This window comes from Streptomyces albus subsp. chlorinus, from assembly GCF_013302895.1.
GTDB lineage: Bacteria > Actinomycetota > Actinomycetes > Streptomycetales > Streptomycetaceae > Streptomyces > Streptomyces chlorinus.
The window spans coordinates 6,681,889-6,706,280 of the sequence record NZ_VJOK01000001.1; the positions used below are offsets into that span (position 1 = coordinate 6,681,889).

Here is a 24,392-nt window from a genome sequence, read left to right on the forward strand (position 1 = left end):
GACGGGGCGACGCCCGGCACGTCCCGCTACGCCGACAGCAGCGCCGTCCACCTGCTGACGCGGACCACGCTGGACGACTTCAACGCGCGGCTCGCCGAACGCGGCTCCGCCCCGCTGCCGATGGCCCGGTTCCGCCCGAACATCGTGGTCGACGGCTGGGACGGCCGGCCGTACGCGGAGGACCGGGTGCGGCGCCTGCGGCTGGGCGAGGTGGAGCTGGGCTACACCAAGCTCGCCGTCCGCTGCGCCGTGACCCTCGTCGACCAGAGGACCGGGACGAAAGCGGGCCCCGAGCCGCTCCGTACGCTCGCCGGCTACCGGCGCGCGGAGGGGGGCGGCGTCGTGTTCGGGTCCAAGTTCTCGGTGGTGCGGCCCGGGGCGCTCGCCGTGGGGGACGGGGTGGAGGTGGCCGACCGGGCCGCCCCGGAGCGCTGACGCGGCGCCCGGCACAGGTGCGTTTCCCTCCCGCTCCCCGGGCTACCCGCTCCGGGCCGCCGGAGTCGGGCCAGGGCTCCGGCGGCTCCCGGGCCGGGCCCGGGGCGTGACCGCACACCGACGTGGAGAGGACCCGTGCCCTCAACCCAGAACACCACCAGTGCCCAGGCCGGAACCGAGAAGGCCCCGCACCACGGCGCCGAGGATGTCCGCGACGTGTTCGTCCTCGGCATGGACGACGCCAACCGCGCCACCCTGGAGGCGGTGCCCGACGCCGAGCGCTACCGCTTCCACCCGCTGCTCAGCCCCGAGGAACTCCAGGAGGACGAGGTCTTTGTCCCCGAACTGCTCGACCGGGCCCGTGCGATCCTGGACTCCTTCGACGGCGGGGTCGATGCCATCGTCGGGTACTGGGACTTCCCCGTCAGCACCATGATCCCGATCCTGGCCGAGCAGTACGGCACGCGCAGCACCAGCCTGGAGTCGGTGGTCAAGTGCGAGCACAAGTACTGGAGCAGGCTGGAGCAGCAGAAGGCCATCGAGGAGATACCCCGCTTCGGCCGGGTCAATCTGGAGGCCGACGAGCCCGAGCCCCCCGAGGGCGTGCGCTTCCCGATGTGGGTCAAGCCCGCCCTGGCCTACTCCTCGGAGCTGGCCTACGGGGTGGCGGACCTCGCGGAGTTCCGGGAGGCCGTCGCGAGGATCCGCGAGGGCGTCAGCCGGGTCGGCAAGCCCTTCGAGTACATACTCGACCGCGTCGAGGTGCCCGAGGAGATGGCCGGCGTCGGCGGCATGGTCTGTCTCGCCGAGGAGAGGCTCACCGGGCTGCAGGTCGCCACCGAGGGGTATGCGCACCAGGGGGAGGTCACCGTCTACGGGGTGCTGGACTCCGTCAACTACCCCGATTCCTCTTCCTTTCTGCGCCACCAGTACCCCAGCCGCCTCCCGCAGCCCGTCCAGGACCGGCTGGCCGAGGTGTCGAAGCGGGTGATCCGGCAGATCGGGATGGACGCGGCCACCTTCAGCATCGAGTTCTTCTACGATCCGGGCAAGGACGAGATCAAGCTGCTGGAGATCAACCCGCGCCACTCCCAGTCGCACGCCGAGCTGTTCCACTTCGTGGACGGCGTGCCCAACCACCACTGCATGCTCTCCCTCGCCTTCGGCCGCGACCCGCACCTGCCGCACCGCGCGGGCCCCTACCGGTGCGCGGCCAAGTGGTACCACCGCTGGTTCACCGACGGGGTGGCCGAGCGGGTGCCCTCCCGGGAGGAGATCGCCAAGGTCGAGGAGGAGATCCCCGGCGTCGTCGTCGACGTCGTCCCGCACCAGGGGCAGCCGCTGCACGACCTGTCCCAGCAGGACAGTTACAGCTACGAGCTGGCCCATGTCTTCACCGCGGGCGAGGACGACGACGAACTGCGCGCGAAGTACGACCGCGCCATCGCGGCCCTCGGTCTGCACGGCGCGCCGCCCGGGAGCGACGCGCCCGGGGACCGGCGCGCGTGACGCGCACCGACGGCGCGACGAAAGGAGCTGAGAGAGCGCCCATGCGCACCGTGCACAACCTGCCGTACGAGACGAAGGAAGAGCAGACCACCGTGCCGCTCCCCGACGGCACCCGGCTCTCCGCCCGCGTCTGGCGTCCCGTCTGCACCGACCAGGAACCGCTGCCCGCGGTACTGGAGTACATCCCCTACCGCCAGCGCGACCTGACAGCCGTACGGGACTCGATCCACCACCCCTACATCGCGGGTCACGGCTACGTCTGCGTCCGCGTGGACCTGCGCGGCACGGGCGACTCGGACGGGGTGCTCAGGGACGAGTACCTGGAGCAGGAGCAGCGGGACGCCGAGGACGTGCTCGCCTGGCTCGCCGAGCAGCCGTGGTGCGACGGCACCACCGGGATGATGGGCATCTCCTGGGGCGCCTTCGCCGCGCTCCAGGTGGCCGCCCGGCAGCCGGAGAGCCTGCGGGCGCTCGTCATCGCCTCGTTCACCGACGACCGCTACGCCGACGACATGCACTACATGGGCGGCACGCTGCTGTCGGACAACCTGGCCGAGGCGGGCACCATGTTCGCCTACGCCACCTGCCCGCCCGACCCCGCCGTCGTCGGCGACCGCTGGCGCGGCATGTGGCGGGAGCGGCTGGAGAACACCGAACCGTGGGTGCTGGAGTGGCTGCGCCACCAGCGGCGGGACGACTACTGGCGGCACGCCTCCGTCTGCGAGGACTACCAGGCAGTGCGCTGCCCCGTCCTGGCCTCCAGCGGCTGGGCCGACGGCTACTCCAACGCCGTCACCCGGCTGCTCGCCCACCTGGACGTGCCCCGCAAGGGGCTGATCGGCCCCTGGTCGCACAAGTTCCCGCACCTGGGGCAGCCGGGCCCGGCCATCGGCTACCTCCAGGAGGTCGTCCGCTGGTGGGACCACTGGCTCAAGGGCGCCGACAACGGCGTGCTGGACGGTCCCACCCTCAGCGCCTGGATGCAGGACAGCGTGCCCCCGTCCACCGCGTACGAGGAGCGCCCCGGCAGGTGGGTCGTCGAACCCGAGTGGCCCTCGCCGCACGTCAACGAGGTCACCTACCCGCTCACCCAGTACCGCATCGGCCCCGCGCGGGACGGCGGCGAGAGCGAGGCGGAGCCCGGCGAGGCGCTGACGGTGCGCTCGCCGCTGTCGGTCGGGCAGTTCGCCGGGAAGTGGGCCTCCTACAACGCGCCCCCGGACCTGCCCTACGACCAGCGCGAGGAGGACGGCGGCTCCCTGGTCTTCGAGACCGGGCCGCTCACCGAGCGGGTGGAGATCCTCGGATCGCCCAGCGTCGAGCTGGACCTGTCCGTGAGCGAGCCCGTCGCCCAGGTCGCCGCGCGCCTCTCCGACGTCGCACCCGACGGCAGCGCCACCCGCATCACCTACGGGCTGCTCAACCTCACCCACCGGGACGGCACCGACGCCCCGCAGCCGCTGGAGCCCGGCAGGCGCTACCGGGCCACCGTGCGGCTCAACGGGGTGGCGCAGGCGTTCCCGCCGGGTCACCGGATCCGGCTGTCGCTGTCCACCTCGTACTGGCCGCTGGCCTGGCCGCCGCCCCGGCCCGTGCTGCTGAGCGTCCACCAGAACTCCAGCAGCCTCACCCTGCCGCTGCGCACCCCGCGCGAGGAGGGGGAGGCGCCGCGCGACCTGTTCGGCGAGCCTGAGGGGGCACCCCCGCTGAGCACCACGGCGCTCACCCCGCCCGAGGAACGCTGGGACGTCAAGCGGGATCTGATCGGTTACCACCACGAGCTGGAGATCGTGAAGGACCGCGGGACGGAGCGGCTCGACCACATCGGGCTGGAGGTGGGCAGGCGCGCCTACGAGCGGTACACGGCGGTCGCCGACGACTTCACCTCCGTCGGCGGCGAGTCCACCTGGACCATGACGTTCCGGCGCGCCGACTGGGAGGCCCGGGCGGTCACGCGCACGGTGCTGACCTGCACCGAGCGGGACTTCCACGTGCACGCGACACTCGACGCCTACGAGGGCGGCGACCGCGTCTTCTCCCGCACCTGGAACGAGACCGTGCCCCGGGACCACCTCTAGGGCGGGTCCCGGGGCACGGGTGCCGGAGCGCCGGGGGATTACGCTCCGGTGGCGGGTCAGGGCACGACGACGATCTTCCGGCCCTTGCCCGCGGCGAACCGGTCCAGAGCCTCGGGGTAGGAGGCCAGCGGAAGCCGGTCCGAGATGAACACCTCCGGGTCGAGGATGCCGCCCGCGAACAGCTCGGCGGCCCGCTCGTAGCTGTGCAGCACGGCCATGGACCCGGTGATGGTGATCTCCTGGTTGTAGATCCGGTAGGGATCGATGGTGGCCCGCGTCGCGTAGTCGGCGACGCCGAACTGGAGGAACGTGCCGGCCTTGGCGACGCGGCCGAGCCCGTCCTGGATGGCGGCCGCGTTGCCCGTCGCGTCCACCACCAGGTCCCAGCCGCCGGGCCTCTCCAGCTCCTCGGCGCTCGCGGCGGCGCCGCTGCATCCCAGCTGCCGCGCGGTGGCCAGCCGCTCGGGGTTGAGGTCGAGCACGTCCACACTGGCCGCGCCGGTGCGCTTGGCCAGCTCCAGCATCATCAGCCCCATCGTCCCCGAGCCGTAGATCAGGACGTGGGAGCCCAGCTGGCTCTTGAGGACGTCGTAGCCGCGCACCGCGCACGACAGCGGCTCGATGAGCGCCGCGTCCTGGGTGCGCACGTGCTCGGGCAGCTTCACACAGTTGGCGACCGGCGCCACGGCGTACTCGGCGGCGCCGCCCGCGCGGGTCACCCCGATCGCCGCCCACCGCTCGCACATGTTGTTGTGACCGGTGCGGCAGTAGCGGCACTCGTAGCAGTACAGGGACGGGTCGACGGCCACCCGGTCGCCCTCGGACAGCTCGGTCACCCCGGTGCCGAGCGCCACCACCTCCCCGGCGAACTCGTGTCCGGGCACCACCGGCAGGGTGGGCGCGAACTCGCCCTGGAGGATGTGCAGGTCCGTGCCGCACAGCCCGCACGCCGCGACCTTCACCACCACCTCGCGGGGTCCTGGCGTGGGGTCGGGGACCTCCGTCAGGGAGACCTTCCCCACGGACTCGACGAGTGCGGCCTTCATTTCACAGCTCCTAGCGACAGGCCCTGGACCAGCTTGTCCTGGGCGGCGAACCCCGCGGCGAGCACCGGCAGGGAGATCACGAGGGACGCGGCGCACACCTTCGCCAGGAACAGGCCCTGGCTGGTGATGAAGCCGGTCAGGAAGACCGGCGCCGTCTGCGCGACGACCCCGGTCAGCACCCGCGCGAAGAGCATCTCGTTCCAGGAGAAGATGAAGCAGATCAACGCGGTGGCGGCGATCCCGGGCGCGGCCACGGGGGCGACCACCCGGGACAGGATGGTGGGCAGCCGGGCCCCGTCCAGCTGTGCCGCCTCGATCAGCGCGGTGGGCACCTCGGCGAGGAAGGACTGCATCATCCACACCGCGATCGGCAGGTTCATCGAGGTGTAGAGGATGATGAGCAGCCAGATGTTGTCCAGCAGCCCGGTGTTCTTGGCGAACAGGTAGAGGGGCAGCAGCCCGGCCACGACCGGCAGCATCTTCGTCGAGAGGAAGAAGAACAGCACGTCGGTCCACTTGCGCACCGGCCGGATGGACAGGGCGTAGGCGGCCGGCAGCGCCAGCAGCAGCACGAACAGCGTGGAGACCACCGAGGCGGTCGCCGAGTTGGCCAGCGCCGGCCAGGGACCGGCGCCGCCCCCGTCCGTGCCGAAGAACTCCCGGTAGCCGTCCAGTGTCAGGGAGGCGCCCAGCGACGGCGGGTTGGTCGCCGCGTCCGACTCCGAGTGCAGGGAGGTGAGCACCATCCAGGCGATGGGCAGCACGAACACCACCGCGCACACCCACGCCACCAGCCCCAGGAGGGCGTTTCTTCTGCGGACGCTCCGGGGAGCGGTGACCGCGGCAGCCGTGCTCATGCGCGGGCCTCCTCACGGAAGAGGGACGAGACCACCCGCAGGGCGAGGGTGGCGATGACGAGGGAGCCGAGCACCACCAGCACGCCGGCCGCCGACGCCAGTCCGTACTCGTGCCCCTGGTAGAAGGTCTGGTAGATGGTGTACGGCAGGTTGGCCGTGCCCAGGCCGCCGGAGGTGATGGTGAAGACGGCGTCGAAGTTCTGCACGATGTAGATCGACCCCAGCAGTGTTCCCAGCTCCAGGTAGCGGCGCAGATGCGGCAGGGTCAGATAGCGGAAGATCTGCCAGGCGCTCGCCCCGTCGATGCGGGCGGCCTCCAGCGCGTCGGTGGAACGGCTCTGAAGCCCGGCGAGCAGGATCAGCATCATGAACGGCGTCCACTGCCAGATCAGCGCCACCTCGACCGCGCCCAGCGGCATCTCGGCCACCCAGTCGGGCTGCGGCGCCTTCTCCCCGAACAGCCAGGTGAGCATGCCGTTGAGCAGCCCGTACTCCGGGTTGTAGAGCACGTGCTTCCACAGCAGCGCCGCCGCCACCGGCACCAGCAGGAACGGGGCGATCAGCAGGGTGCGCACCAGCCCGCGGCCGCGGAAGCCGCGGTCGAGCAGCAGCGCCAGCAGCAGGCCGAACACCAGGCTGGCCAGCACGACCACGGCGGTCAGCACCGCGGTCGTGAGCACCGAGTCGCGCAGCTCGGAGTCGCTCAGCACTTCGGCGTAGTTCTCGAAGCCGGAGAAGGCGCGCGCCTGAGGATAGAGCGCGTTCCAGTCGAAGAGCGAGATCACCAGCGTGGCCACGAACGGCAGCTGGGTGACGACGATCATGAACACCAGGGCGGGCAGCAGCGGCGCCCGGGTCACCCAGGCCCGCAGCCGGTTCGAGGGCCCGGTGCCGGCGGTCGTCTTCCGCGGCTGCGGCGCTTCCTTCTTCTCCCGCGGGCCGGCCGCCGGGATGGTCGGGGTGCTCATCGGCCTCTCCCCTCGTACTCCTCGGAGACCTCTTCGGCCAGCTTCTGTGCCTTGCTCAGCGCCGTCTCCACGGACTGGCGGCCGGCGATGGCCGCGCTGATCTCCTGGGAGACCTTGGTGCCCAGGTCGGCGAACTCGGGGATGTCCACGAACTGGATGCCGATCGTCGGCCGCGGCTGCACTCCCGGGTCACGCGGCCTGGCCTTGGTGATGGCCTGGCGGGTCACCTCGTGGAAGGCCCCGGCGGCCTTCTTGTACTCGGGCAGCTCGTAGGTCGAGGCCCGCTTGCCCGCCGGCACGTTGGCCCAGCCGAACTTCTTGCCGACCAGCCGCTCGTACTCCTTGCCGGACGCCCAGGAGATGAACTTCCACGCCTTGTCGGGGTTGCGGCTCGCCTTCTGGATGCCCCACGCCCACGAGTAGAGCCAGCCCGAGCTGGGGGTCTTCAGCGTCGGCGCGGGCACATAGCCGATCTTGCCCTTGACCTTGGACTTGTCCCCTTCGAGGGAGCCCGCGCCCGCGGTCGCGTCGTACCACATGGCCGTCTTGCCCTGGGTCATGTTGTTGAGGCACTCGGCGTACCCGGACTGGGCGGCACCGGACTCGCCGTGCTTGCGGACCAGGTCGACATAGAACTTCGTCGCCTTCTTGAACGCGGGGTCGTCCAGCCGGGCCTTCCAGTCCTTGTCGAACCAGGTCCCGCCGAAGGTGTTGACCACCGTCGTCAGCGGCGCGATCAGCTCGCCCCAGCCGGGCAGTCCGCGCAGGCAGATCCCCTTCATCCCGCGCTCCGCGCCGTCCGCCTCGGCGGCGAGCCGGGCGACCTGCGGCCAGGTGGGCCGCTTCGGCATCTCCAGGCTCTTCTCGGCGAAGACGTCCTTGCGGTACATCAGGAAGGACGACTCGCCGTAGAACGGCTGTGCGTAGACCTTGCCGTCCTCACCGCTGAGCGACTCGCGCACCGACGGCAGGATGTCCTTCTGGTCGAACCCCTTGTCCTTGCGCGTGTAGGGGTCGAGCGGACGCAGCCACTCGTTCTTGGCGAAGATCGGCGTCTCGTAGTTGCTGACCGTGGCCACGTCGTACTGGCCGGCCTGGTTGGCGAAGTCCTGACCGATCTTGTCACGGACGTCGTTCTCCGGGAGCACCGTGAAGTTGACCTTGATGCCGGTCTCCTTGGTGAAGTGCTCGGCGGTGAGCTTCCGCAGCTCCATCATCTGCGGGTTGTTCACCATGAGGACGTTGATGGTGTCCCCTCCCTGGCCGAGCGCCCCGGCTCCCGCGCAGGCGGGCAACGTGAGCAGCACCCCGGCCGTCGCGGTCGCTACGGCCGCCCGGGCGGGGCGTGGTGGTCGGGGTATCCGGCTGAGCTGTCTGCTCCGACGGCGCATGGGAAACTCCTGGCGAATCGTCATGGGAGGGGGTGGCAGGCGGCGGGGCGGCTGCCTGCCCCGTAGGGGAGGGGTGGTGCGGGCCGGGTGGCCCGCGCAGCGGCCGGGCGCACCGGGGCTGCGGGGGAGGAGGGGGGAGAGGGGTGCGGGGAAGAGGGACGCGGTGGCGTCAGACCCGGATCACCTGCGGCCCCTGCAACGCGTAGCGCTGCGCCTCCTGTGCGGACAGACCGGTCGAGGTGACCAGGGTCTCGAAGTCACCCACCTCGCCGAAGCGGCAGAAGCTGGCGGCGCCGAACTTGGTGTGCAGCCCCACGAAGACCCGCCGCCGCGCGGCCCGCATCGCCTGTGCCTTCACCTCGCTGACGGCGGGGTCCGGGGTGGTGAGCCCGTGTTCCCGCGAGATCCCGTTGGCCCCGACGAACGCCAGGTCGAGGACGAAACCGGCGAGCATCTTCGTCGTCCAGTGCTCGACGGTCGCCAGCGTGCCGCCCCGCACGCGCCCGCCCAGCAGCAGCACGGTGAAGTCCCCGGCGGTGGCGAGCGTGTTGGCCACCGGCAGCGAGGCGGTCACGACGGTCAGCGCGCGGTCGGTCGGCAGCGCCTCGGCGATGAGCTGTGGGGTGAAGCCCTCGTCGATGAAGACCGTCTCGGCGTCACCGAGCAGTTCCACGGCCGCGGCGGCGATCCGCCGCTTCTCCGGCACGTGCATGGTGGTGCGGAAGGCGAGCGTCGTCTCGAAGCCCGCGCTCTCGACCGGATACGCCCCGCCGTGGGTGCGGCGCAGCAGCCCGTGCTGCTCCAGCACCCGCAGATCGCGGCGCACCGTCTCCTTCGCGACGCCGAGGTCCTCGGCGAGGCGGGCCACTTCGACGGAACCGAGCCGCCGCGCCGTACCGACGATCTGCCGCTGCCGCTCCGCCGCGCTCATGGCTCGTTCGTTCCCCTCCGCCGGACTTCCATGTCCGGCTCCGTTCGGTCACAGGGCTGCCCGTTCGTGCCCGGCTTTACCCGTGACCAGAGTTCTACAGGGCGCTGACCAGGTACGACCAGCCTTCCAGGGAAACAGATCCTGACTGTTTCCGCCCGCCTCACCGCGCCCGCGTCTGCCCGCACACCAGCGGAACCGCGCCGTAGCCGCCACCACGCCCTGCCCGTTCCCGGTACTGAACCGGCCCGTTTGCCGCCCGTTCGGCCCGCCCGCGCCCGTTCGCCGCCCGCTGGACCGAACGGGCGCCTGAGCCTTGACCCTGCCCCCCGGGTCAGGGTTTAGCGTCCCGCTGTGAGCACGAGGAGGGGCGGATGAGGATCGGTGAGCTGGCCCGCAGCGCGGGGGTGACCGTCAAGGCACTGCGCTACTACGAGTCGCTGGGGCTGCTGTCCCCGGCCCGGCTGCCGAACGGCTACCGGGACTACGACGCCCACGCCGTACGCGTCGCACGGGAGATCGCCTCGCTCAGCCGGCTGGGCATCCCCGTGGAGGCCACCCGCCCGTTCGTGGACTGCCTGGCAGCCGGCGAACGGCACGCCGACGACTGCCCGGCCTCACTGGCCGGGTACCAGCGGGCCATCGACGATCTGACCGCACGCATCGCAAGCCTCACCGCGCGCCGCGCCACCCTGGTCGCGCACCTGCGCGCGGCCGCCCACCGCTCCCGCACCGATACGACCACCGCACCACCACCGCCCCGAGGCGGGGAAGGACACCCCATGGACGACGACCTGACACGGCTGCCGGCCGGACTTCCCGTTCCCGAGGACGACGGCGCCGCCGACCACCTGCCGGGCACCCCCCTGCCGCACCTCGAACTGCCGGACACCTCGGGGGGCCTGGTGGCACTCGACCGGCTCGGCCCGGGGCGCACCGTCCTGTACATCTACCCCCTCACCGGCCGTCCCGACCGCGACCTGCCCACCGGCTGGGACACCATCCCCGGAGCGCGCGGCTGCACCCCCGAGGCCTGCGGATTCCGCGACCACCACGCGGACCTGCTCGCAGCCGGAGCCAACCGCGTCCACGGCCTCTCCAGCCAGCCCAGCCCCTACCAGCGCGAAGTCGTGGACCGGCTGCACCTGCCCTTCACCGTGCTCTCCGACCCGGCGCTGACGCTGGCCGCCGTCCTGAAGCTCCCCACCTTCGAAGCGGACGGCCGCGTCTTCTACCGCCGTCTCACCCTGATCGCCCGCGACGCCGCCGTCGAGCACGTCTTCTACCCCGTCTTCCCACCCGACCAGCACGCCGCCCAGGTCCTCGACTGGCTCCGCGCCCACCCGCTCTAGCGGCGGCGGGGGAGGGGAGGAGGACGGGGGCGGAACCCGGGTTCCGCCCCCGTCCCGACGGCTCGGCGACCCGCGTCCGGTCCGGGTACCGCCCAACGGGGACGCCCGGTACCTCTGCCCGGGTGAAAGATCAGCCAAGCCGAACGGATCGTCAGTCCGGAACGGGCCCGAGGGAGTTTGCTACCGCCCTGACGGGCTTTCCTCTGACCCCAACAGAGAGTCTCCGGACTCGACGGTAAGGACTTGATTCAGATGCGTAAGACCAAGATCGCCACCTTCGGCGTCCTCACGGCGGCCGCGGTAGCCGTGCCGGCCGCCCCGGCCTTCGCGCAGGAGGCGCAGTCCGCGGACACGCACACGCACTCCCTTCCGCACGCGAAGGCAGCGCAGCCGCAGAGCACTCCCGGGTACGAGGTGCAGCCCGGCGACACCCTCTCGGAGGTCGCGCAGCGCCACGGCACCACCTGGCAGGAGTTGGCCGAACGGAACAGCCTCGCCGATCCGGACCGGATCTACCCGGGCCAGCACCTCGAACTCGACGAAGCGAGTGCTCCACAGCCTCCGGCCCCCCCGGCCCCGGCGACCCCGCCACCGGCCGAACAGGAGACCGCCCCCCAGGCCCAGCAGGCTCCCCAGGCACCGCAGCAGGAGGCCGCCCCAGAGAGCCGGCAGGCCCCCCAGCCCCGGACCCAGCCGGAGTCCGCCTCCTCGACGGCGGAGAGCGCCGCCAAGGCGGAGATCATCCGCCGGGAGTCCAGCGGCAACCCCACCGCCCAGAACGGCAAGTACCACGGGCTGTTCCAGACCGACCAGCCCTGGGGCAGGGGCACCGTAGCCGAGCAGCACGCCGGCGCGGAGCGCTACGTCAAGGACCGGTACGGGTCCTGGCAGGCCGCGCTCGCCCACCACAACGCGCACGGCTGGTACTGACACCGCCGCGCACGGCTGGTACTGACATCGCCGCCGCCCCCCCGGGGCAGGGTCCCGGAGGCCACGGCTCCGGCGTCAGAAGGCCGTGTTACCGTGTGCGCGACGGTGGCCGACGGGGTCACCGACCAAGTGCGAAGTGGAGGAGATGAGTTGATGGTCGCCGTGCAGACGGCCGCCACGCGCGGCATCCGGACTGTCCTCGTCTCCCGGGACCCGGTCCTGCACCGGGCTCGAGCCCTCGCCTGAACCACCTGCCTGGGCGCGTCAGCCCGCCACAGCACCGGGACCCCTCATCGCAAGGGTCATCCCGTTGTCACAGTCTTCGACAGATTCCCCCGGTGACGCCACGAACCCCGTCACCGGCGACCCCGTCACCGCCGCCTTCATCACCCTGCACCGCGGCCTGCCCCGCCAGGGCCCCGGCTCCGACGCCGGAACCCGGCACCTGCTGGAGCCGGCCGGGCCGCTGCCCGCGCGGGCGCGGGTGCTCGACGCCGGCTGCGGCCCCGGCCGCTCCGCGCTGACACTGGCCGCTTCGCCTCCCGGTGACGCCTTCGTCACGGGCGTCGACCTGCACCAGCCCTTCCTGGACGAACTCGCGGCCGCGGCCGTGGCCCAGGGACTGGACGGGCGCGTCACCACGCTCCGCCGCTCGCTGGACGCGTCGCCCTTCCCCGACGGGAGCTTCGACGTCATCTGGGCCGAGGGCTCGGTCTTCACCATCGGTTTCGGCACCGCGCTGCGCTCCTGGCGCCGCCTGCTCGCACCGGGGGGAGTGCTCGTCGTCACCGAGTGCGAGTGGACCACCCCGACGCCCTCCAAGCAGGCACGGGCCTTCTGGGACGCGTGGTATCCGCTCCGCAGGCGACAGGAGAACACCGTGGCGGCCGAGCCCGCCGGCTACCGGGTCACCGCGCACTGGCCGTTGCCCGACTCCGACTGGTGGGACGAGTACTGCACGCCGCCCGGCGCGCGCCTCCCCACCGCCGACGCCACACCTCCCGGCATGGCCGAGGCCCTGGCCGAACTGCGCGAGGAGATCCGCGCGCGGCGCGAGCACGGTGCCGGCTACCGCTACGCGGGTTACGTCCTGCGGCCGTGCGACCCGCCGGAGCGCGCCCCCGTAGCGCCGTCCGGCGACCGCCGCCCCGCCCCCGCTTCTTCCGCGCCCCAGGGCGCTTCCCGGAACGGAACCACCATGAACAGCGAGAACGACCGGGACAGCTGGAACCGCCAGAATGACCAAGGCGGCCAGAACGACCAGAATCGTCAGAACAGTCAAGACGGCCAAGACGGCCAGGGCGGTGAGAACGGCCAGGGCGGTGAGAACGGCCAGGGAGGTGAGAACGGCCAGGGAGGTGAGAACGGCCAGGGCGGTGGAAACACCGGGAAAGGCCCGGAGGGCTGTGGCAGCCGGAGCGTTCCGGACGGCCGGAAGGTGCGGCAGGGCGCGGACAGCCGGGGCGGGGAGGCCGGCGGTGGTACCGGAATCCCCGGCGCTGTGCGTACCCCGCAGGCCCGTACCTGGCGGACCCGGCCCGAGGCGCCCGGCTCGGCCGAGGACGCCGCCGCGATCCGGCGGATCAACCTGGCCGCCTTCCCCACCTCGCTGGAGGCCGGGATCGTCGAGGCGCTGCGTGCCGACCCCGAGGCGTGGATCGACGGCCTCTCCCTGCTCGCCGAGGCCCCCGACGGCACCCTCGCCGGCTACGCGCTGCTCACCCGGTGCCATGTGGACGGGTACCCGGCGCTGACCCTGGGGCCGTGCGCGGTGCTTCCCGCCTTCCAGCGGACGGGCGCCGGTGCGGCGGCGATCCACGCCGCGCTCGACGCCGCGCGGGGCCGGGGCGAGAACCTGGTGCTCGTACTCGGCCACCCGGAGTACTACCCGAGGTTCGGCTTCCGCCCGGCCTCCCGGTTCGGTGTCCGGGCGCCGGTCGAGGTGCCGGACGAGGCGATGATGGCGCTCACCCTGGACGAGGACGCGGGCCCCGTCCCCTCCGGCGTCATCCGGTACCCGGCCGCGTTCGGCATCTGAGGCGGTGACCGCGGGAGGACAGAGGGCGCGTCCGGCGGCCCGCGGCGGCAGTCGCCCGGTGGTGTGCCGGAGCGTGAACCGGAGGTGACACAGCGCCGCCGTGCCCGGAGGAGAAAGCCCCTCCGGGCACGGCGGCGTCCCGGCGGGCGTCCCGGCCGGTGCGCCGTTCGGCGGCCGGCTCAGTCCTCGGCCCAGCCGTGCCGCTTGCCGAACTGCACCAGGCGGCGGCGGATGTCGAGGATCTGGGTGCCGGTCAGCCCCGGTGCGGCCTCCAGCAGCAGTTCCGTCACCGCCCGGGTGTACTCGGAGACGCTGAGCACGTCGCACAGCGGCTCCTCGCCGTCGTCCGCCCGGGCGGCACCCGGTCCGTGAGGGGCGCGGCCCTTGGCGGGGGGCGCCGCCTCGAACGGGGATGCGGGCTCGGGAGGGTGCAGCAGCCGGACCGAGGACGCCTTCAGGCCGCGGTCGCCGTCCTCGATCTCGAACTCGACCGCGACGCCGGTGTGCACGTAGGACTCCGGGATCATCAGGTCGTTCGCGTGCAGGAAGACGTCCTCGCCCCCGTGGTCCGGAGCGATGAACCCGTAACCCCGCGCACCGTCGAACCGGACGACTCGGCCAGCAACCATGTCCACCCCAACCGCCATCCCCGGGCCCCTTGCCCGGACACCTCCTGTGGATCTTAGCGACCGGGCGCGGGGTGCGGGGGACGGAGAAGCGGAGTCCGGCGCCCGGCGACGCGCCCGCCGTGGCGCGCTGGTGAAAAGCAGCGATCCGCACGGGAGGTGACGTAGCGTCAGATTGTCGGCCGGGCTCATGCGTTGATGCGGGCCACCGGTCGTGACGGTGATTTTTTCGCAGCAGGTTTGGGGGTGCGGGAAGCGGGCAGGCGCCCGGATACCGGGTCGCTGCAAACGAGCCGGTCCCCCTTTTTTGATGTACGGCTTCCGCGTGCCGACGGGCACGGGAGCGGGGAGAAGGCGCACATGGTCACCATTCTGTTCGTCGTCGGTCTCGTCGTGGTCCTGGCGGTGTCGACCGGCCTCGCGTTCCGCAGCCGGCAGGAGGCGGCGCGCGACGGGCAGGGGCTCAGCCGGCGCTTCGGCCCCGAGTACGACCGCGCCCTGGCCCGGCACCAGGGAGACGCCAGGGCGGCCGTCCGCGAACTGCGGACGCGGCTCAAGCGCTACGGCGCTCTCGCGGTCCTGCCGCTTGACCGGAACACGCGCGAGCGCTATCTCGACCAGTGGGCCGCGGTGCAGGAGGACTTCGCCGACGCGCCGCAGCGGGCGCTGAGCAGGGCGGAGGACCTGCTGACACGGCTGGCCGTCGAGCGGGGTTACCCCGCCGACGTGCCGTTCGAGGAGCGGGCCGCCGCTCTCTCGGTGCACCACGCCCGGCGCGTCCACGGCTACCGGCGCGTCCACGAGGCGGGCCGCGTCGCCGGCGGCTTCAGCACGGAGGAGATGCGCGCCGCCCTGGTGGAGGGCCGTGCGCTGTTCGACTCGCTGCTCAACGCGCGGGCGAGCGCCCTCACCGCCCCCGCCCCGCGCCGGGCCACCGGCACCGTGCGCCCGCGCGTGAGCTGAGGGCCCGGGCTCGAGCCGACAGCTGCGTGTGGGCAGAGGGCGCGGGTGCGAGCCGAGGGCCGCGCGTGAGCTGACGGGCGCGTGTCGGCTGAGGGGCGGGTGCGAGCTGATGGGTGCGCGTGGCTGAGGGCCGCGCGGTGGCACCGGTCCGCCGCCCGGCCCCCGCCCCACGCCCGGGTCCGTACCCCCCCGCGTAACCTCGCCGCCCATTCCGGCGCCGCCCTGCCTCCCTCCCGTGCCCGGTCAGCACGTCCCTGTCCTGCTTTTTCTCCCTTTCATCCACTTTTCCCTCGGCGACTCTTCGGCCCCTCCCTCTCCGCTTCCTCCTTCTCCGGTGTTCTCCTGTCCCGGTGAACGGGCGCCGCCGGTGGCATGACCCGTGGCTGACCGGGCATACGGGGTGGTCGGGGACAGGCCGTGCAGGGGAAGACGGCCGCCGCCCACCGCCCCCGCGGAGACTGGAACGCAGAGGAGAGACAGGTGCAGGGCCTCGCGCGGACTGTGCCGCCCGCCGTTTTGGAGTGGTACTGATATGGGTGTGAACCCTCCCCCTCCCGCACGTCCCGCCCGCGACACCGCACAGCGGGCGGGCGAGGTCATCGAGCTGCTGGAGGTGCTGTGGGAGCGCGGCCGGAACGCCGTGTCCTCCGCGCCTGTCTCTCCCTCCCAGTTGCGTGTCATGTACTGCGTCGACCGTGACGAGGGCATGAACCTGCGGGCGCTGGGCGAGGCGCTCGGTTCCGCGCCCTCATCGGTGAGCAGGCTGTGCGACCGGCTGGAGGCGATCGGGTTCGTGGAGCGTTCGCCCAGCCCCACCAGCAGGAGGGAACTGGAACTGCGGCTGACCCGGCGCGGCCGTGCCTATCTGCGGGATCTGCGCGAGCAGCGGGAGGAGGCCCTGCTGGAGATCCTCGCGGCGATGCGGCCCCGGGAGCGGGAGGCCCTGCTCAAAGGGCTGCGCGGTTTCGTCGACGCGGAGGGCGGCAGCGGGTCCCCTTCCGGGGCGTCGACCGCTGACACGGCCCTCAGACCCGCCTGACCACTGGCTGTTCCCCCGGCGCCGTGGGGCTGTTCACACCCCGCGCTCACTCCTTAGGGTGACGACAGGCGATTTTCGAGGGGGAGCAGTGTCTTATCCGGGACCGCCGTACCAGCAGCCGGGTCCGCCCGCGAGCGACTCCAACACCCTGAGCATCGTGGGTATCGTGCTCGGCGCCATCGCGTTCCTCTTCTGCCCGCCGGGCTTCGGTATCGCGGGCCTCATCTGCGGTCTGGTCGCCAAGTCCAAACAGGAGCGGCTCGCCTCCACCGCGATAGGCGTCTCCATAGCGGGGCTGGTCTGCGGCATGCTGATCGGGTTCCTCTTCTTCCGCGGGATGTACGGCGGCTGACGCCCGCTTCCGTGCCCTCGACGCCTCGACGCCTCGACGCCTCGACGCCTCGATGCCTCGACGTCTCGACGCCGTCCCGGGTTTGGCGGTCGCTCACGCGGCTACCCGCCGTCCATGGCTGATCCTGTGAAGAACGCGAAGGACAACGGTGCGAAGAAGGCAGCCACGGCGGGTGCCAGGACTGCCACCAAGGCGGGTGAGGCCGCGGGCTCGGCGGGAGAGGCCGCTCGGCGCGGGAGCGAGGCCGCCAAGGACACCCTCGTCGCCGTGACCTCGACGGCGGGCACGATGGCCACGGCCGGGCTGACCGCCGTCAAGGAGCGCAAGAAGGTCGCCGCCGGTGCCGGTGGTGGGCTGCTCGCCCTGCTGGCGGGCGCGTTCGCCCTGGGGCGTACGACCGCCCGCAGGAGGACGGGGCCGCTCACCCGGCTGACCCGCGGCCGGATCTGACACCGCTCCCCCCGACGCCGTCCACGGCCGCAGGCCGGGCGGGCTGTTCACGGCCCGCCCGGCTTTTTCCGTACCGTGCCGTGCTGTGTCGGGACACGGCGACCGGGCGCCCCGACAATGGACGGCGGCGGAACGGGGTTACCGGGCGGGGCGAGGCCCCGATGACGGCGGGGAGGGCGGCGCGTGGCGGCGCGAGCACTGGTGGTGCAGAACACGGCCCGGGGCGGACCGGGGCGCTTCGGCGGCTGGCTGGAGGAAGCCGGTGTCGCCGTCGACGTGGTCCGCGCGTACGAGCCGGACCCGCTGCCCGCGCGTCTGACGCACCAGGCCGTCGTCGTGCTCGGCGGCGGTTTCATGCCGGACGACGACGAGCGCGCCCCCTGGCTGGCGCCGACCCGTGAGCTGGTGGCGCAGGCGCTCGGGGAGGACAAGCCGGTGTTCGGCATCTGTCTGGGAGGGCAGCTGCTGGCCCATGTCGCGGGCGGGGAGGTCACCGCGGGGCACGGCACTCCGGAGCTGGGCAGCACGCCCGTGACGGTGCGCGAGGAGGCGGCGGACGACCCGCTCTTCGGCCCGCTGCCCGGGCGGGTGACCGCGATCGAGCGGCACGTCGACGCCATCACCCGGCTGCCACCCGGCGCGGTCTGGCTGGCCGAGAGCGAGCGCTGCCGGTACCAGGCGTTCCGGGTGGGCGAGCGGGCGTGGGGCGTGCAGTTCCACCCGGAGACGGCGCCGGAGAGGCTGCGCGACTGGGACCCGGTACGCCTCGCCGAGCACGGTCTCGACCCGGCCGGGCTGTACCGGAGGGCGAGCCGGGACGCCCGCTCCGCCACCCCGGTCTGGCGCGGACTCGCCCACCGCTTCGCCGCGTCGGTGCGGGAGGCGGCGCCGTGAACGGGTGCGGCCGGCCCTCCTCACGAGGACCGGCCGCACCCGTCCGCTGCCGCCGTGGGCCGGGACGTCCCGGGCCGCGCCGGCGTGTTGTCGGCCGCTCACGCCTCCGCTGCCGGGGCCGTCGGCGCCCCGGCGGTGGCCGGGGCCTCTGCCAGCAGGGAGTCGTCCTCCACCCGGGCGCCGGGGAGCTGGTGCCGGGCGGCGATCAGCGCCGCGTCGACGTCGCGGGTCCCGGTGGCGACGCAGAGGGTGTAGGCGATGTCGTTGAGCCGCTGCCGGCTCTCGGGGGAGCCGTCCTCGGCGTGCAGGACGCTGAGCGTCTCGTACTGGGCGACGAGGTCGCGGAGAACGGCGGGGTGGGCCATCAGCATGCTGGATCGTGTTCCTTTCACAAAGCTGCCCTGTTTCCAAGCTGCGGTGTTTCCCTGGGCCGCGGCCCGGCGCGTCACCCGGCAGCCGCGGCGGCGGGGGCGCCTAGGCGCGGACCGCACCCGCACCCGCGCACCGCGGCCGGGCCGGACGGCGGTCGTGTTCGACCTGCCGGCGGACGTGCTCGACGCTCTTGCTCAGCAGGCGGGAGACGTGCATCTGGGAGATGCCCAGCTCCTTGCCGATGCGGGACTGCGTCATGTCGCGGAAGTAGCGCATGTACAGCACCCGGCGCTGGCGTTCCGGCAGGGCGCGCAGGCAGGGCTTGACGGCCTCCTTGGCCACGACGGTGTCGTAGTCGGGCTCGTTCGCGCCGAAGGTGTCGGCGAGGGAGAAGCCGTCGTCGCTGTCCCCGGCCGAGGCGTCCAGTGACAGCGACCGGAAGCTGCCGATCGCCTCCAGCCCGGCCTCCACGTCCTCCAGGGACAGCCCGGTGTGCTCGGCGATCCGCTCGGCGGAGGGCGTGCGGTCGTCCGCGGTGGTGCTCAGCTCCCGGATCGCCGTGCGGACCTTGTTGCGCAGCTCCTGGACCCGGCGGGGAACGTGGACATCCCAGGTGTGGTCGCGGAAGTGGCGGCGGATCTCGCCGGTGATGGTGGGGACGGCGAACGGCACGAACGGGGTGCCCTGGGACGGGTCGTAGCGGTTGACGGCCTTGACCAGGCCGAGCGCCGCGACCTGTTCGAGGTCTTCGAGGCTCTCACCGCGGCTGCGGTACTTGGCCGCCAGGCGGTGTGCCATGGGCAGCCAGGCCTCGACGAGACGGTTGCACAGCTCTTCCCGTTCCGGCCCCTCCGGGAGGGCGGCAAGACGCTGGAAATCCTCGGTGGTGTCGGGGGCGTCGTCGTGTGTGTGGCGTGCTCGCTGGGGGCGGTACCGTACGGTGCCCATCGATTCGGCTCCTCCCGGTCTCGCTGACACGTGTACCGACCGCGGGAGGAACGGGGGCCCGGGTGGACACACCCGGGGGACCTGTCGTGCGGTCCCTCCCGCGGATGTGCCTGTACTCCCAAGCACTCGGCGTCTCGTCTAACCGGCGCCGTGGGCACTAAACCCGGGTGACGTTGTTTTTCTCCGCGACGGGAGCCGGCCGGCGCGTCAACGCCGCCGCCCGCCCTCCGCCGCGGAGCTGTCTCAGGGACGTACCTCGATCCTGCCGATGCCGGTGCCCAGGGCGGCGCAGTGGGCCGTGGACTTCCCCGAGCGGCCGGGCCGCAGTGTGACGCGCTCGCCGTCCACGTCGCGGGACAAGCCGCACACCAGGTGGACCCAGAACGTCTGCGTCGTCCTGCTGTTGTTCCGGCACCGCGCGTAGCCGGTTCGGCTGTCGTTCGCGTGCTTGCCTGTGTGGCAGCTGAAACCGGGCGGGGTGGCCGCGGCCGAGGCGGTGGTGGCCGTCGCGAGGGCTGGTACGGACAGCAGCAGTGCCGTCGCCGCGAGCGCGGCGGCCCGACGGGCGGCCCGGGGTGTGCGGGCGGTCTCGGGTGGCGGAGGTGTCATGGCTTCTCCTCGGTCGTATGGGCGATATATCGGGAACGTGCGCTTCCTCCCTCCCCGGGCGAGGTCCGGAAAAACCAGGCAGCGCTTGACGGATGGTGACGGGGGAATGCGCGCAGGCGTCCGCCTCCGGGGCCCAGTGGCTCCGGGGGCCGGGGATCTCCTCGCACGCCTCACACCTCACACCTCACGCCTCACGACGGCCCGCCGGAAGGCCGGCCGTGCCGGTGCGGGCCGCCTCCCCGCGCGACCGAGTTGCCGGCCCGCGCGGGCGGCGGGCCGAGGCCGGGCGGGTGCTTCCGCATCCAGCCGGAGCGCAGGGACGTTCTCCGGACGCTTGGCGGATATGTCACGAGTTGTCCGGTAGAGGAGGCCGTTGACGCTGAAATCGATTTCTGCCAGCCTGCCGCCCATGTCACTCAACGCGGTGCTGGGAGTGGACATCGGCACGTCCAGCAGCAAGGGCGTCCTGGTCGGGCTGGACGGCACACTGCTGCGCTCCGCGGTCCGCGAGCACACCGTCGAGAGGCCGGCGCCCGGGCACGTGGAGATGGACGCCGATGTCTGGTGGGACGAGTTCGTCTCGCTGTCCCGGGAGTTGACCGCTCCCGGGGACGCCGCGGTGGTGGCCGTCGGCCTCAGCGGCATGGGTCCCTGCGTCCTGCTCACCGACGCCGACGACACGCCCCTGCGCCCGGCCGTCCTCTACGGCGTCGACACCCGCTCCGTCGCCCAGATCGCCCGCCTCAACGAGGAGCTGGGCACCGAGGAGATCCGCCGGCGCTGCGGCTGCGACCTGACCAGCCAGGCCGCCGGAGCGAAGATCGCCTGGATCGCCGACGAGGAACCCGGCCTGTTCGCCCGCGCCCGCCGCCTCTACATGCCCAGCTCCTGGCTGGTCCGCAAGCTCACCGGCGCCTACGTCCTGGACCACCACTCGGCCAGCCAGACCACCCCGCTCTACGACACCAACGCACTGCAGTGGTACGCGCCCTGGGCCGAGCGGATCGCCCCCGGCATCGAACTCCCGCCGCTGCGCTGGTCCGGCGAAGCCGCCGGCACCGTCATGGCCGAGGCCGCCCGGCGGACCGGACTGCCCGCGGGTATCCCCGTCATCACCGGCACCGTCGACGCCTGGGCCGAGGCGGTGAGCGTCGGCGCCCACCAGGTGGGCGACCTCATGCTGATGTACGGCACGACGATGTTCCTCATCCACACCGTGCCCGGACTGCTCACCGACCCCGCGCTGTGGAGCACCGTCGGCGCCCTGCCCGGCACCCGCAACCTCGCCGGCGGCATGGCCACCTCCGGCGCCGTCACCGGCTGGCTGCGCGAGTTGTTCGGCGACCCCGACTACGCCGAACTGCTGCGGCTGGCCGAGAAGTCCGGACCCGGCGCCAACGGCCTGCTGATGCTGCCGTACTTCGCGGGGGAGCGCACCCCCGTCATGGACCCGCGGGCCCGCGGCGTCCTCGCGGGCCTCTCCCTCTCCCACACCCGCGGCGACCTGTACCGGGCCGCGCTGGAGGCGACCGCCTACGCGGTCCGGCACAACATCGAGGCGCTGGAGGCCGCCGGCGGCGACATCCGCCGGGTCGTCGCCGTGGGCGGCGGCACCCAGGGCGGCCTGTGGACGCGGATCGTCTCCGATGTCACCGGCAGACCGCAGGAACTGCGGACCACCTCCATCGGCGCCTCCTACGGCGGGGCCCTGCTCGCGGCGCAACTGGTCACGGACGCCTCCATCGACGCCTGGAACCCCGTGCGGCACACCGTCACCCCCAGCCCGGACGCCACCGAGCGGTACGAGGAGCTGTACGACCTCTACCGCGCGCTCTACCCGGCGACGGCGCGGGTGACCCACGCCCTCGCGGCCCGGCAGGAACGCTGAGCAGGGCACCATCCGGCCCACACCTCAGGGGTCCATCAGGTCCCGCATGCGGTCCCGTACGGCGTCTCCCGCGCCCAGTCGACGGGCGGCCGGTACAAGGCCGGCCACGCCGTGCTCGGACAGCGGACCGACCCGCCAGCCCGCCTCGCGGCACCAGGAGACCAGCACGGGGAGCGCGGAGAGGGTCACCCGCCAGGAACCGGGTGCGCTGTTGCGGTCGCTGTCGTGCAGCAGGACGGTGGCGCCGCCGGCGAGCCGCTCGCGCAGGTGGACGAGGACGCTCGCCGCGTCGGCGCCCGCCCGCCAGTCCCGGCCCCAGGCCGTCCACAGCACAGGACGCAGCCCCAGCCGGCGGGCGGCCAGCCAGCGGGTCGCGGTGAGCACCCCGTAGGGCGGCCGGTACCAGCGCGGAGCGGTACCCGACGTCTCCCGGACCACCCGCACCGCGCGCGACAGGTCCGCCCGGTCGGCCACCGGCCGGGGCAGCCACGGCGGCCGGTGCTCCCAGCAGTGCACCGCCAGCTCGTGCCCCTCCGCGGCCATCGCCCGGACGAGGGCGGGGTGCCGCCGTACCGCGGCGCCTTGCACGAAGAAGGTGGCCCGGGCGTCCAGCCGGTCCAGCTCCCGCAGGAAGTACGGGGTGGAGCGGGCGTCGGGTCCGTCGTCGAAGGTCAGCGCCACATGGTCCGGGCTGCCGCGTCCGTCCAGCGAGGGGAAGAGCGTCGCCCGTACGCCGGGCAGCCACGTCGCGGCGGGCAGGATGTGGCAGGCCGCCGCCGCGGCGGCGGGCGCCGCGGCCGTGGTGAGGGCACGCCGGTGGTTCACCACCTGTCCGCCTCCTCGTCGTCGTCCTGGCCCCCTGCCACGGCCGGGGACCTGGCCAGTTGCACGCTGCCCACACCGATCAGGCCCAGCGCGACCAGCTCCGGCACCACCCGCCAGCCCAGCGCGAGCCGTTCGTCGAACAGCGCCGCCCCCAGCACCACGCTCAAGAACGCGTCACCCAGCGTGAGCGCCGGCTGAGAGGCCACCAGCGTGCCGGCGTGGAGTGTCAGCTGGAGCAGCAGGAACCCCGCAAGACCGGCGACCACCACGCCGTAGGTCTGCCACGCCGTCAGCAGCCGCACCAGCCCGTCGTCGGCGAGCCGCGAGATGGCGTCCTTCATCAGCGCGGCCGTCACACCGAACAGCACCGCCGTCGCCGACCCCAGGACGGTCGCCCGGGGAGCCGAGGGCAGCCGGAAGGCCACCACGACCAGCAGCGCGACCAGCGCGGCCACCAGGGGAGCCGCCACCAGCCAGCGCTCCTGGGGCACCGCCGCCTCGCCCCCCGAGGGCCACACCAGCGCCAGCAGCGCCGCCAGCCCCACCACCATCGCCACGAACGCGCCCCACGCCCGGCCCCCGGCCCGCTGCCGGAAGACGAGACTGCCGAGCATCAGCGTGAACAGCAGTTCCGTCGTCATCACCGGCTGCACCACGGCCAGCGGCCCCGTCGCCAGCGCCCCCGCCTGGCACACCCCCGACAGCACCAGGGTGGCCGCCCCCCACAGCCACACCGGGCGGCGCAGCAGATGCGGCAGCCACGACAGCCGCCGTCCCGAAGGTCCCGGGCCCTCCACGGCCGCGGCCCGGCGTTGCAGCACCGAGGCGGCGGCGTTGCCCAGCGCCGCGAGCAGCGCCAGCACGATGGAGACCGCCGTCCACAGCACCCGCGGGCCTACCCGAACCGCTGGGCGAGCGACCGGAAGAGACCGGGCACCGCCCCGTGCAACCACGCGGGCACCGCCATCCAGGACGGCACATAGGCGTTGGGGCGGCCGGTGCGCAGCGCCCGGAAGACGGCCTCGGCCACGTCGTCGGGCGGTACGGGCCGGGGCCGGTCGCGGTGGTAGGGGGCGCCGCGCCGCTGGAAGAACGGCGTGTCGACCACCCCCGGCAGCACCATCGAGACCCGCACCCGGCTGGGGGCCAGCTCGTAGCGCAGGCTGTCGGCGAACGCGGTGAGTCCCGCCTTGGTGGCCGCGTACACGGCCTCCCCGCGGACCCCCACGCTGCCCGCCATGGAACCGATCAGCACCACCCGCCCGCAGCGCCGGTCCACCATCCCGGGCAGCAGGAGCCGCACCAGGTGCAGCGTCGCGTTCAGGTTGACCGCCAGCACGTCGTCGATGTCCTCGGCCGGCATCGCCGCGAACGTCCCGGCCCACCCGATCCCGGCCCCCGCCACCAGTGCGTCCACCCGTCCGCTGTGCGCCAGTGCCTCTTCGGCCAGCCGCTCGCGCGCCCGAGCGTCGGACAGGTCCGCCGCCAGCGGCACCCCGCCCGTGCGGGTCGCGACCTGGGCGAGGCGGCGTTCGTCCCGGCCGTTCAGCAGCAGCCGCCAGCCCCCTTCGGCGGCCAGCCGCTCGGCGACGGCCGCTCCGATCCCGGACGACGCGCCCGTCACAAGAGCCACCGGACGACGACCGCGCCCTCCGTCCTCCGGCCCCGGGCGGGGAGCGGACGCCTGCCCGGCCGGGCCACGCGGGTCCTCCCGGCGGCGCGGGGTGCCGGCGGGGGAGAGGGGGGCGCCGGCCATGGTCCGGGCCGGGTCCGCCGAGCGGGCGGCGACAGTGGCGGCGGCCGTGCCGGTGGCGGGGGCGGCACCGGTGGCGGGCGGCCGGTACCTGGCGGAGGGGTCCGTGGGGAGGAGGGAGTGTGCCGGGCGGCGGTCGGG

24 protein-coding genes and 1 pseudogene are annotated in these 24,392 nt (G+C 73.1%); 13 read left to right on the plus strand and 12 right to left on the minus strand.

Features of this window, described 5'->3' with window-relative positions; genetic code table 11:
• The 3 genes from FM076_RS28935 to FM076_RS28945 form a co-directional block, all read left to right on the plus strand.
• The coding region (locus tag FM076_RS28935) for an MOSC domain-containing protein (RefSeq protein WP_173873803.1) at positions 1 to 435 on the plus strand (435 nt) is incomplete at its 5' end.
• Positions 436 to 666: 231 nt separating this feature from the next.
• A complete protein-coding gene (locus tag FM076_RS28940; RefSeq protein ID WP_173875082.1) occupies positions 667 to 1,944 on the plus strand; it encodes an ATP-grasp domain-containing protein in 1,278 nt (425 codons plus the stop codon).
• 41 nt (positions 1,945 to 1,985) lie between these two features.
• A complete protein-coding gene (locus tag FM076_RS28945) occupies positions 1,986 to 4,022 on the plus strand; it encodes a CocE/NonD family hydrolase (protein ID WP_173873804.1) in 2,037 nt (678 codons plus the stop codon).
• Positions 4,023 to 4,078: 56 nt separating this feature from the next.
• On the opposite strand, the gene FM076_RS28950 is transcribed toward FM076_RS28945, so the two are convergent.
• From FM076_RS28950 to FM076_RS28970, 5 genes are all read right to left on the minus strand, one after another.
• Positions 4,079 to 5,068 carry a zinc-dependent alcohol dehydrogenase family protein gene (locus FM076_RS28950; protein ID WP_173873805.1) on the minus strand — a complete coding sequence of 330 codons (990 nt, stop codon included), beginning with the start codon at positions 5,066 to 5,068 and terminating at the stop codon, positions 4,079 to 4,081.
• Complete coding sequence (locus tag FM076_RS28955; RefSeq protein WP_173873806.1) at positions 5,065 to 5,925, minus strand: carbohydrate ABC transporter permease; 861 nt, start codon at positions 5,923 to 5,925, stop codon at positions 5,065 to 5,067. The genes FM076_RS28950 and FM076_RS28955 overlap by 4 nt, the downstream gene beginning before the upstream one ends.
• Positions 5,922 to 6,893, minus strand: a complete 972-nt coding sequence (locus FM076_RS28960) for a carbohydrate ABC transporter permease (RefSeq protein WP_173873807.1) — start codon at positions 6,891 to 6,893, stop codon at positions 5,922 to 5,924. The genes FM076_RS28955 and FM076_RS28960 overlap by 4 nt, the downstream gene beginning before the upstream one ends.
• Positions 6,890 to 8,284 carry an ABC transporter substrate-binding protein gene (locus tag FM076_RS28965; RefSeq protein WP_173873808.1) on the minus strand — a complete coding sequence of 465 codons (1,395 nt, stop codon included), beginning with the start codon at positions 8,282 to 8,284 and terminating at the stop codon, positions 6,890 to 6,892. The genes FM076_RS28960 and FM076_RS28965 overlap by 4 nt, the downstream gene beginning before the upstream one ends.
• Positions 8,285 to 8,453: 169 nt before the next feature.
• Positions 8,454 to 9,215, minus strand: coding sequence for a DeoR/GlpR family DNA-binding transcription regulator (locus FM076_RS28970; protein ID WP_173873809.1), 762 nt, complete (start codon positions 9,213 to 9,215; stop codon positions 8,454 to 8,456).
• A gap of 371 nt (positions 9,216 to 9,586) precedes the next feature.
• Between FM076_RS28970 and FM076_RS28975 the strand changes: the two genes are divergently transcribed.
• The 4 genes and pseudogenes from FM076_RS28975 (at position 9,587) to FM076_RS35140 (ending at position 13,532) form a co-directional block, all read left to right on the plus strand.
• On the plus strand, positions 9,587 to 10,564 hold the full coding sequence (locus FM076_RS28975) for a MerR family DNA-binding transcriptional regulator (RefSeq protein ID WP_173873810.1): 978 nt from the start codon (positions 9,587 to 9,589) through the stop codon (positions 10,562 to 10,564).
• Positions 10,565 to 10,816: 252 nt separating this feature from the next.
• Positions 10,817 to 11,494 (plus strand): LysM peptidoglycan-binding domain-containing protein, encoded by a 678-nt coding sequence (locus FM076_RS28980; RefSeq protein ID WP_173873811.1) that lies wholly within the window; start codon positions 10,817 to 10,819, stop codon positions 11,492 to 11,494.
• 310 nt (positions 11,495 to 11,804) lie between these two features.
• Positions 11,805 to 12,341: pseudogene (locus FM076_RS35135) on the plus strand (SAM-dependent methyltransferase); the annotation flags it as partial.
• 654 nt (positions 12,342 to 12,995) lie between these two features.
• Positions 12,996 to 13,532: a GNAT family N-acetyltransferase gene (locus FM076_RS35140; protein WP_173875083.1), complete on the plus strand. Its 537-nt coding sequence runs from the start codon at positions 12,996 to 12,998 to the stop codon at positions 13,530 to 13,532.
• Positions 13,533 to 13,711: 179 nt separating this feature from the next.
• On the opposite strand, the gene FM076_RS28995 is transcribed toward FM076_RS35140, so the two are convergent.
• Complete coding sequence (locus FM076_RS28995) at positions 13,712 to 14,161, minus strand: cold-shock protein (protein WP_173873812.1); 450 nt, start codon at positions 14,159 to 14,161, stop codon at positions 13,712 to 13,714.
• A 357-nt stretch (positions 14,162 to 14,518) separates the two neighbouring features.
• On the opposite strand from FM076_RS28995, the gene FM076_RS29000 reads away from it, so the two are divergent.
• From FM076_RS29000 to FM076_RS29020, 5 genes are all read left to right on the plus strand, one after another.
• Positions 14,519 to 15,121 (plus strand): hypothetical protein, encoded by a 603-nt coding sequence (locus tag FM076_RS29000; RefSeq protein ID WP_173873813.1) that lies wholly within the window; start codon positions 14,519 to 14,521, stop codon positions 15,119 to 15,121.
• Between the two features lie 532 nt (positions 15,122 to 15,653).
• Complete coding sequence (locus FM076_RS29005) at positions 15,654 to 16,160, plus strand: MarR family winged helix-turn-helix transcriptional regulator (protein WP_173873814.1); 507 nt, start codon at positions 15,654 to 15,656, stop codon at positions 16,158 to 16,160.
• Positions 16,161 to 16,248: 88 nt separating this feature from the next.
• A complete protein-coding gene (locus FM076_RS29010; RefSeq protein ID WP_173873815.1) occupies positions 16,249 to 16,512 on the plus strand; it encodes a hypothetical protein in 264 nt (87 codons plus the stop codon).
• Between the two features lie 114 nt (positions 16,513 to 16,626).
• Positions 16,627 to 16,962: a hypothetical protein gene (locus FM076_RS29015; RefSeq protein WP_173873816.1), complete on the plus strand. Its 336-nt coding sequence runs from the start codon at positions 16,627 to 16,629 to the stop codon at positions 16,960 to 16,962.
• 183 nt (positions 16,963 to 17,145) lie between these two features.
• Positions 17,146 to 17,856: a type 1 glutamine amidotransferase gene (locus FM076_RS29020; RefSeq protein WP_345945308.1), complete on the plus strand. Its 711-nt coding sequence runs from the start codon at positions 17,146 to 17,148 to the stop codon at positions 17,854 to 17,856.
• Positions 17,857 to 17,954: 98 nt separating this feature from the next.
• On the opposite strand, the gene FM076_RS29025 is transcribed toward FM076_RS29020, so the two are convergent.
• The 3 genes from FM076_RS29025 to FM076_RS29035 all read right to left on the minus strand — a co-directional run bounded on the left by FM076_RS29025 (position 17,955) and on the right by FM076_RS29035 (position 19,785).
• On the minus strand, positions 17,955 to 18,227 hold the full coding sequence (locus FM076_RS29025; protein WP_173873817.1) for a DUF5133 domain-containing protein: 273 nt from the start codon (positions 18,225 to 18,227) through the stop codon (positions 17,955 to 17,957).
• A 103-nt stretch (positions 18,228 to 18,330) separates the two neighbouring features.
• On the minus strand, positions 18,331 to 19,176 hold the full coding sequence (locus FM076_RS29030) for a SigB/SigF/SigG family RNA polymerase sigma factor (RefSeq protein ID WP_173873818.1): 846 nt from the start codon (positions 19,174 to 19,176) through the stop codon (positions 18,331 to 18,333).
• Between the two features lie 243 nt (positions 19,177 to 19,419).
• Complete coding sequence (locus FM076_RS29035; protein ID WP_173873819.1) at positions 19,420 to 19,785, minus strand: hypothetical protein; 366 nt, start codon at positions 19,783 to 19,785, stop codon at positions 19,420 to 19,422.
• Positions 19,786 to 20,194: 409 nt separating this feature from the next.
• Here FM076_RS29035 and FM076_RS29040 point away from each other — a divergent pair, with 409 nt between their 5' ends.
• A complete protein-coding gene (locus FM076_RS29040) occupies positions 20,195 to 21,673 on the plus strand; it encodes an FGGY-family carbohydrate kinase (protein ID WP_173873820.1) in 1,479 nt (492 codons plus the stop codon).
• Between the two features lie 24 nt (positions 21,674 to 21,697).
• Here FM076_RS29040 and FM076_RS29045 read toward each other — a convergent pair whose 3' ends face one another.
• The 3 genes from FM076_RS29045 to FM076_RS29055 are packed head-to-tail and all read right to left on the minus strand — an operon-like array spanning position 21,698 to position 24,254.
• Entirely contained in the window at positions 21,698 to 22,498 is an 801-nt protein-coding gene (locus FM076_RS29045; RefSeq protein ID WP_173873821.1) for a polysaccharide deacetylase family protein, read from the minus strand.
• On the minus strand, positions 22,495 to 23,385 hold the full coding sequence (locus FM076_RS29050; RefSeq protein ID WP_173873822.1) for a DMT family transporter: 891 nt from the start codon (positions 23,383 to 23,385) through the stop codon (positions 22,495 to 22,497). Before FM076_RS29050 ends, FM076_RS29045 begins: the two co-directional genes overlap by 4 nt.
• Positions 23,386 to 23,393: 8 nt before the next feature.
• Positions 23,394 to 24,254: an SDR family NAD(P)-dependent oxidoreductase gene (locus tag FM076_RS29055; protein WP_173875085.1), complete on the minus strand. Its 861-nt coding sequence runs from the start codon at positions 24,252 to 24,254 to the stop codon at positions 23,394 to 23,396.
• Positions 24,255 to 24,392: the final 138 nt, after the last annotated feature.

Excerpts from the sequence above, each read along its gene's own strand:
- FM076_RS28940 (WP_173875082.1), top strand. The coding sequence starts at position 667 with ATGGACGACGCCAACCGCGCCACCCTGGAGGCGGTGCCCGACGCCGAG.
- FM076_RS28945 (WP_173873804.1), top strand. The coding sequence starts at position 1,986 with ATGCGCACCGTGCACAACCTGCCGTACGAGACGAAGGAAGAGCAGACC.
- FM076_RS28950 (WP_173873805.1), bottom strand. The coding sequence starts at position 5,068 with ATGAAGGCCGCACTCGTCGAGTCCGTGGGGAAGGTCTCCCTGACGGAG.
- FM076_RS28955 (WP_173873806.1), bottom strand. The coding sequence starts at position 5,925 with ATGAGCACGGCTGCCGCGGTCACCGCTCCCCGGAGCGTCCGCAGAAGA.
- FM076_RS28960 (WP_173873807.1), bottom strand. The coding sequence starts at position 6,893 with ATGAGCACCCCGACCATCCCGGCGGCCGGCCCGCGGGAGAAGAAGGAA.
- FM076_RS28965 (WP_173873808.1), bottom strand. The coding sequence starts at position 8,284 with ATGCGCCGTCGGAGCAGACAGCTCAGCCGGATACCCCGACCACCACGC.
- FM076_RS28970 (WP_173873809.1), bottom strand. The coding sequence starts at position 9,215 with ATGAGCGCGGCGGAGCGGCAGCGGCAGATCGTCGGTACGGCGCGGCGG.
- FM076_RS28975 (WP_173873810.1), top strand. The coding sequence starts at position 9,587 with ATGAGGATCGGTGAGCTGGCCCGCAGCGCGGGGGTGACCGTCAAGGCA.
- FM076_RS28980 (WP_173873811.1), top strand. The coding sequence starts at position 10,817 with ATGCGTAAGACCAAGATCGCCACCTTCGGCGTCCTCACGGCGGCCGCG.
- FM076_RS28995 (WP_173873812.1), bottom strand. The coding sequence starts at position 14,161 with ATGGTTGCTGGCCGAGTCGTCCGGTTCGACGGTGCGCGGGGTTACGGG.
- FM076_RS29000 (WP_173873813.1), top strand. The coding sequence starts at position 14,519 with ATGGTCACCATTCTGTTCGTCGTCGGTCTCGTCGTGGTCCTGGCGGTG.
- FM076_RS29005 (WP_173873814.1), top strand. The coding sequence starts at position 15,654 with ATGGGTGTGAACCCTCCCCCTCCCGCACGTCCCGCCCGCGACACCGCA.
- FM076_RS29015 (WP_173873816.1), top strand. The coding sequence starts at position 16,627 with ATGGCTGATCCTGTGAAGAACGCGAAGGACAACGGTGCGAAGAAGGCA.
- FM076_RS29025 (WP_173873817.1), bottom strand. The coding sequence starts at position 18,227 with ATGCTGATGGCCCACCCCGCCGTTCTCCGCGACCTCGTCGCCCAGTAC.
- FM076_RS29030 (WP_173873818.1), bottom strand. The coding sequence starts at position 19,176 with ATGGGCACCGTACGGTACCGCCCCCAGCGAGCACGCCACACACACGAC.
- FM076_RS29035 (WP_173873819.1), bottom strand. The coding sequence starts at position 19,785 with ATGACACCTCCGCCACCCGAGACCGCCCGCACACCCCGGGCCGCCCGT.
- FM076_RS29040 (WP_173873820.1), top strand. The coding sequence starts at position 20,195 with ATGTCACTCAACGCGGTGCTGGGAGTGGACATCGGCACGTCCAGCAGC.
- FM076_RS29055 (WP_173875085.1), bottom strand. The coding sequence starts at position 24,254 with ATGGCCGGCGCCCCCCTCTCCCCCGCCGGCACCCCGCGCCGCCGGGAG.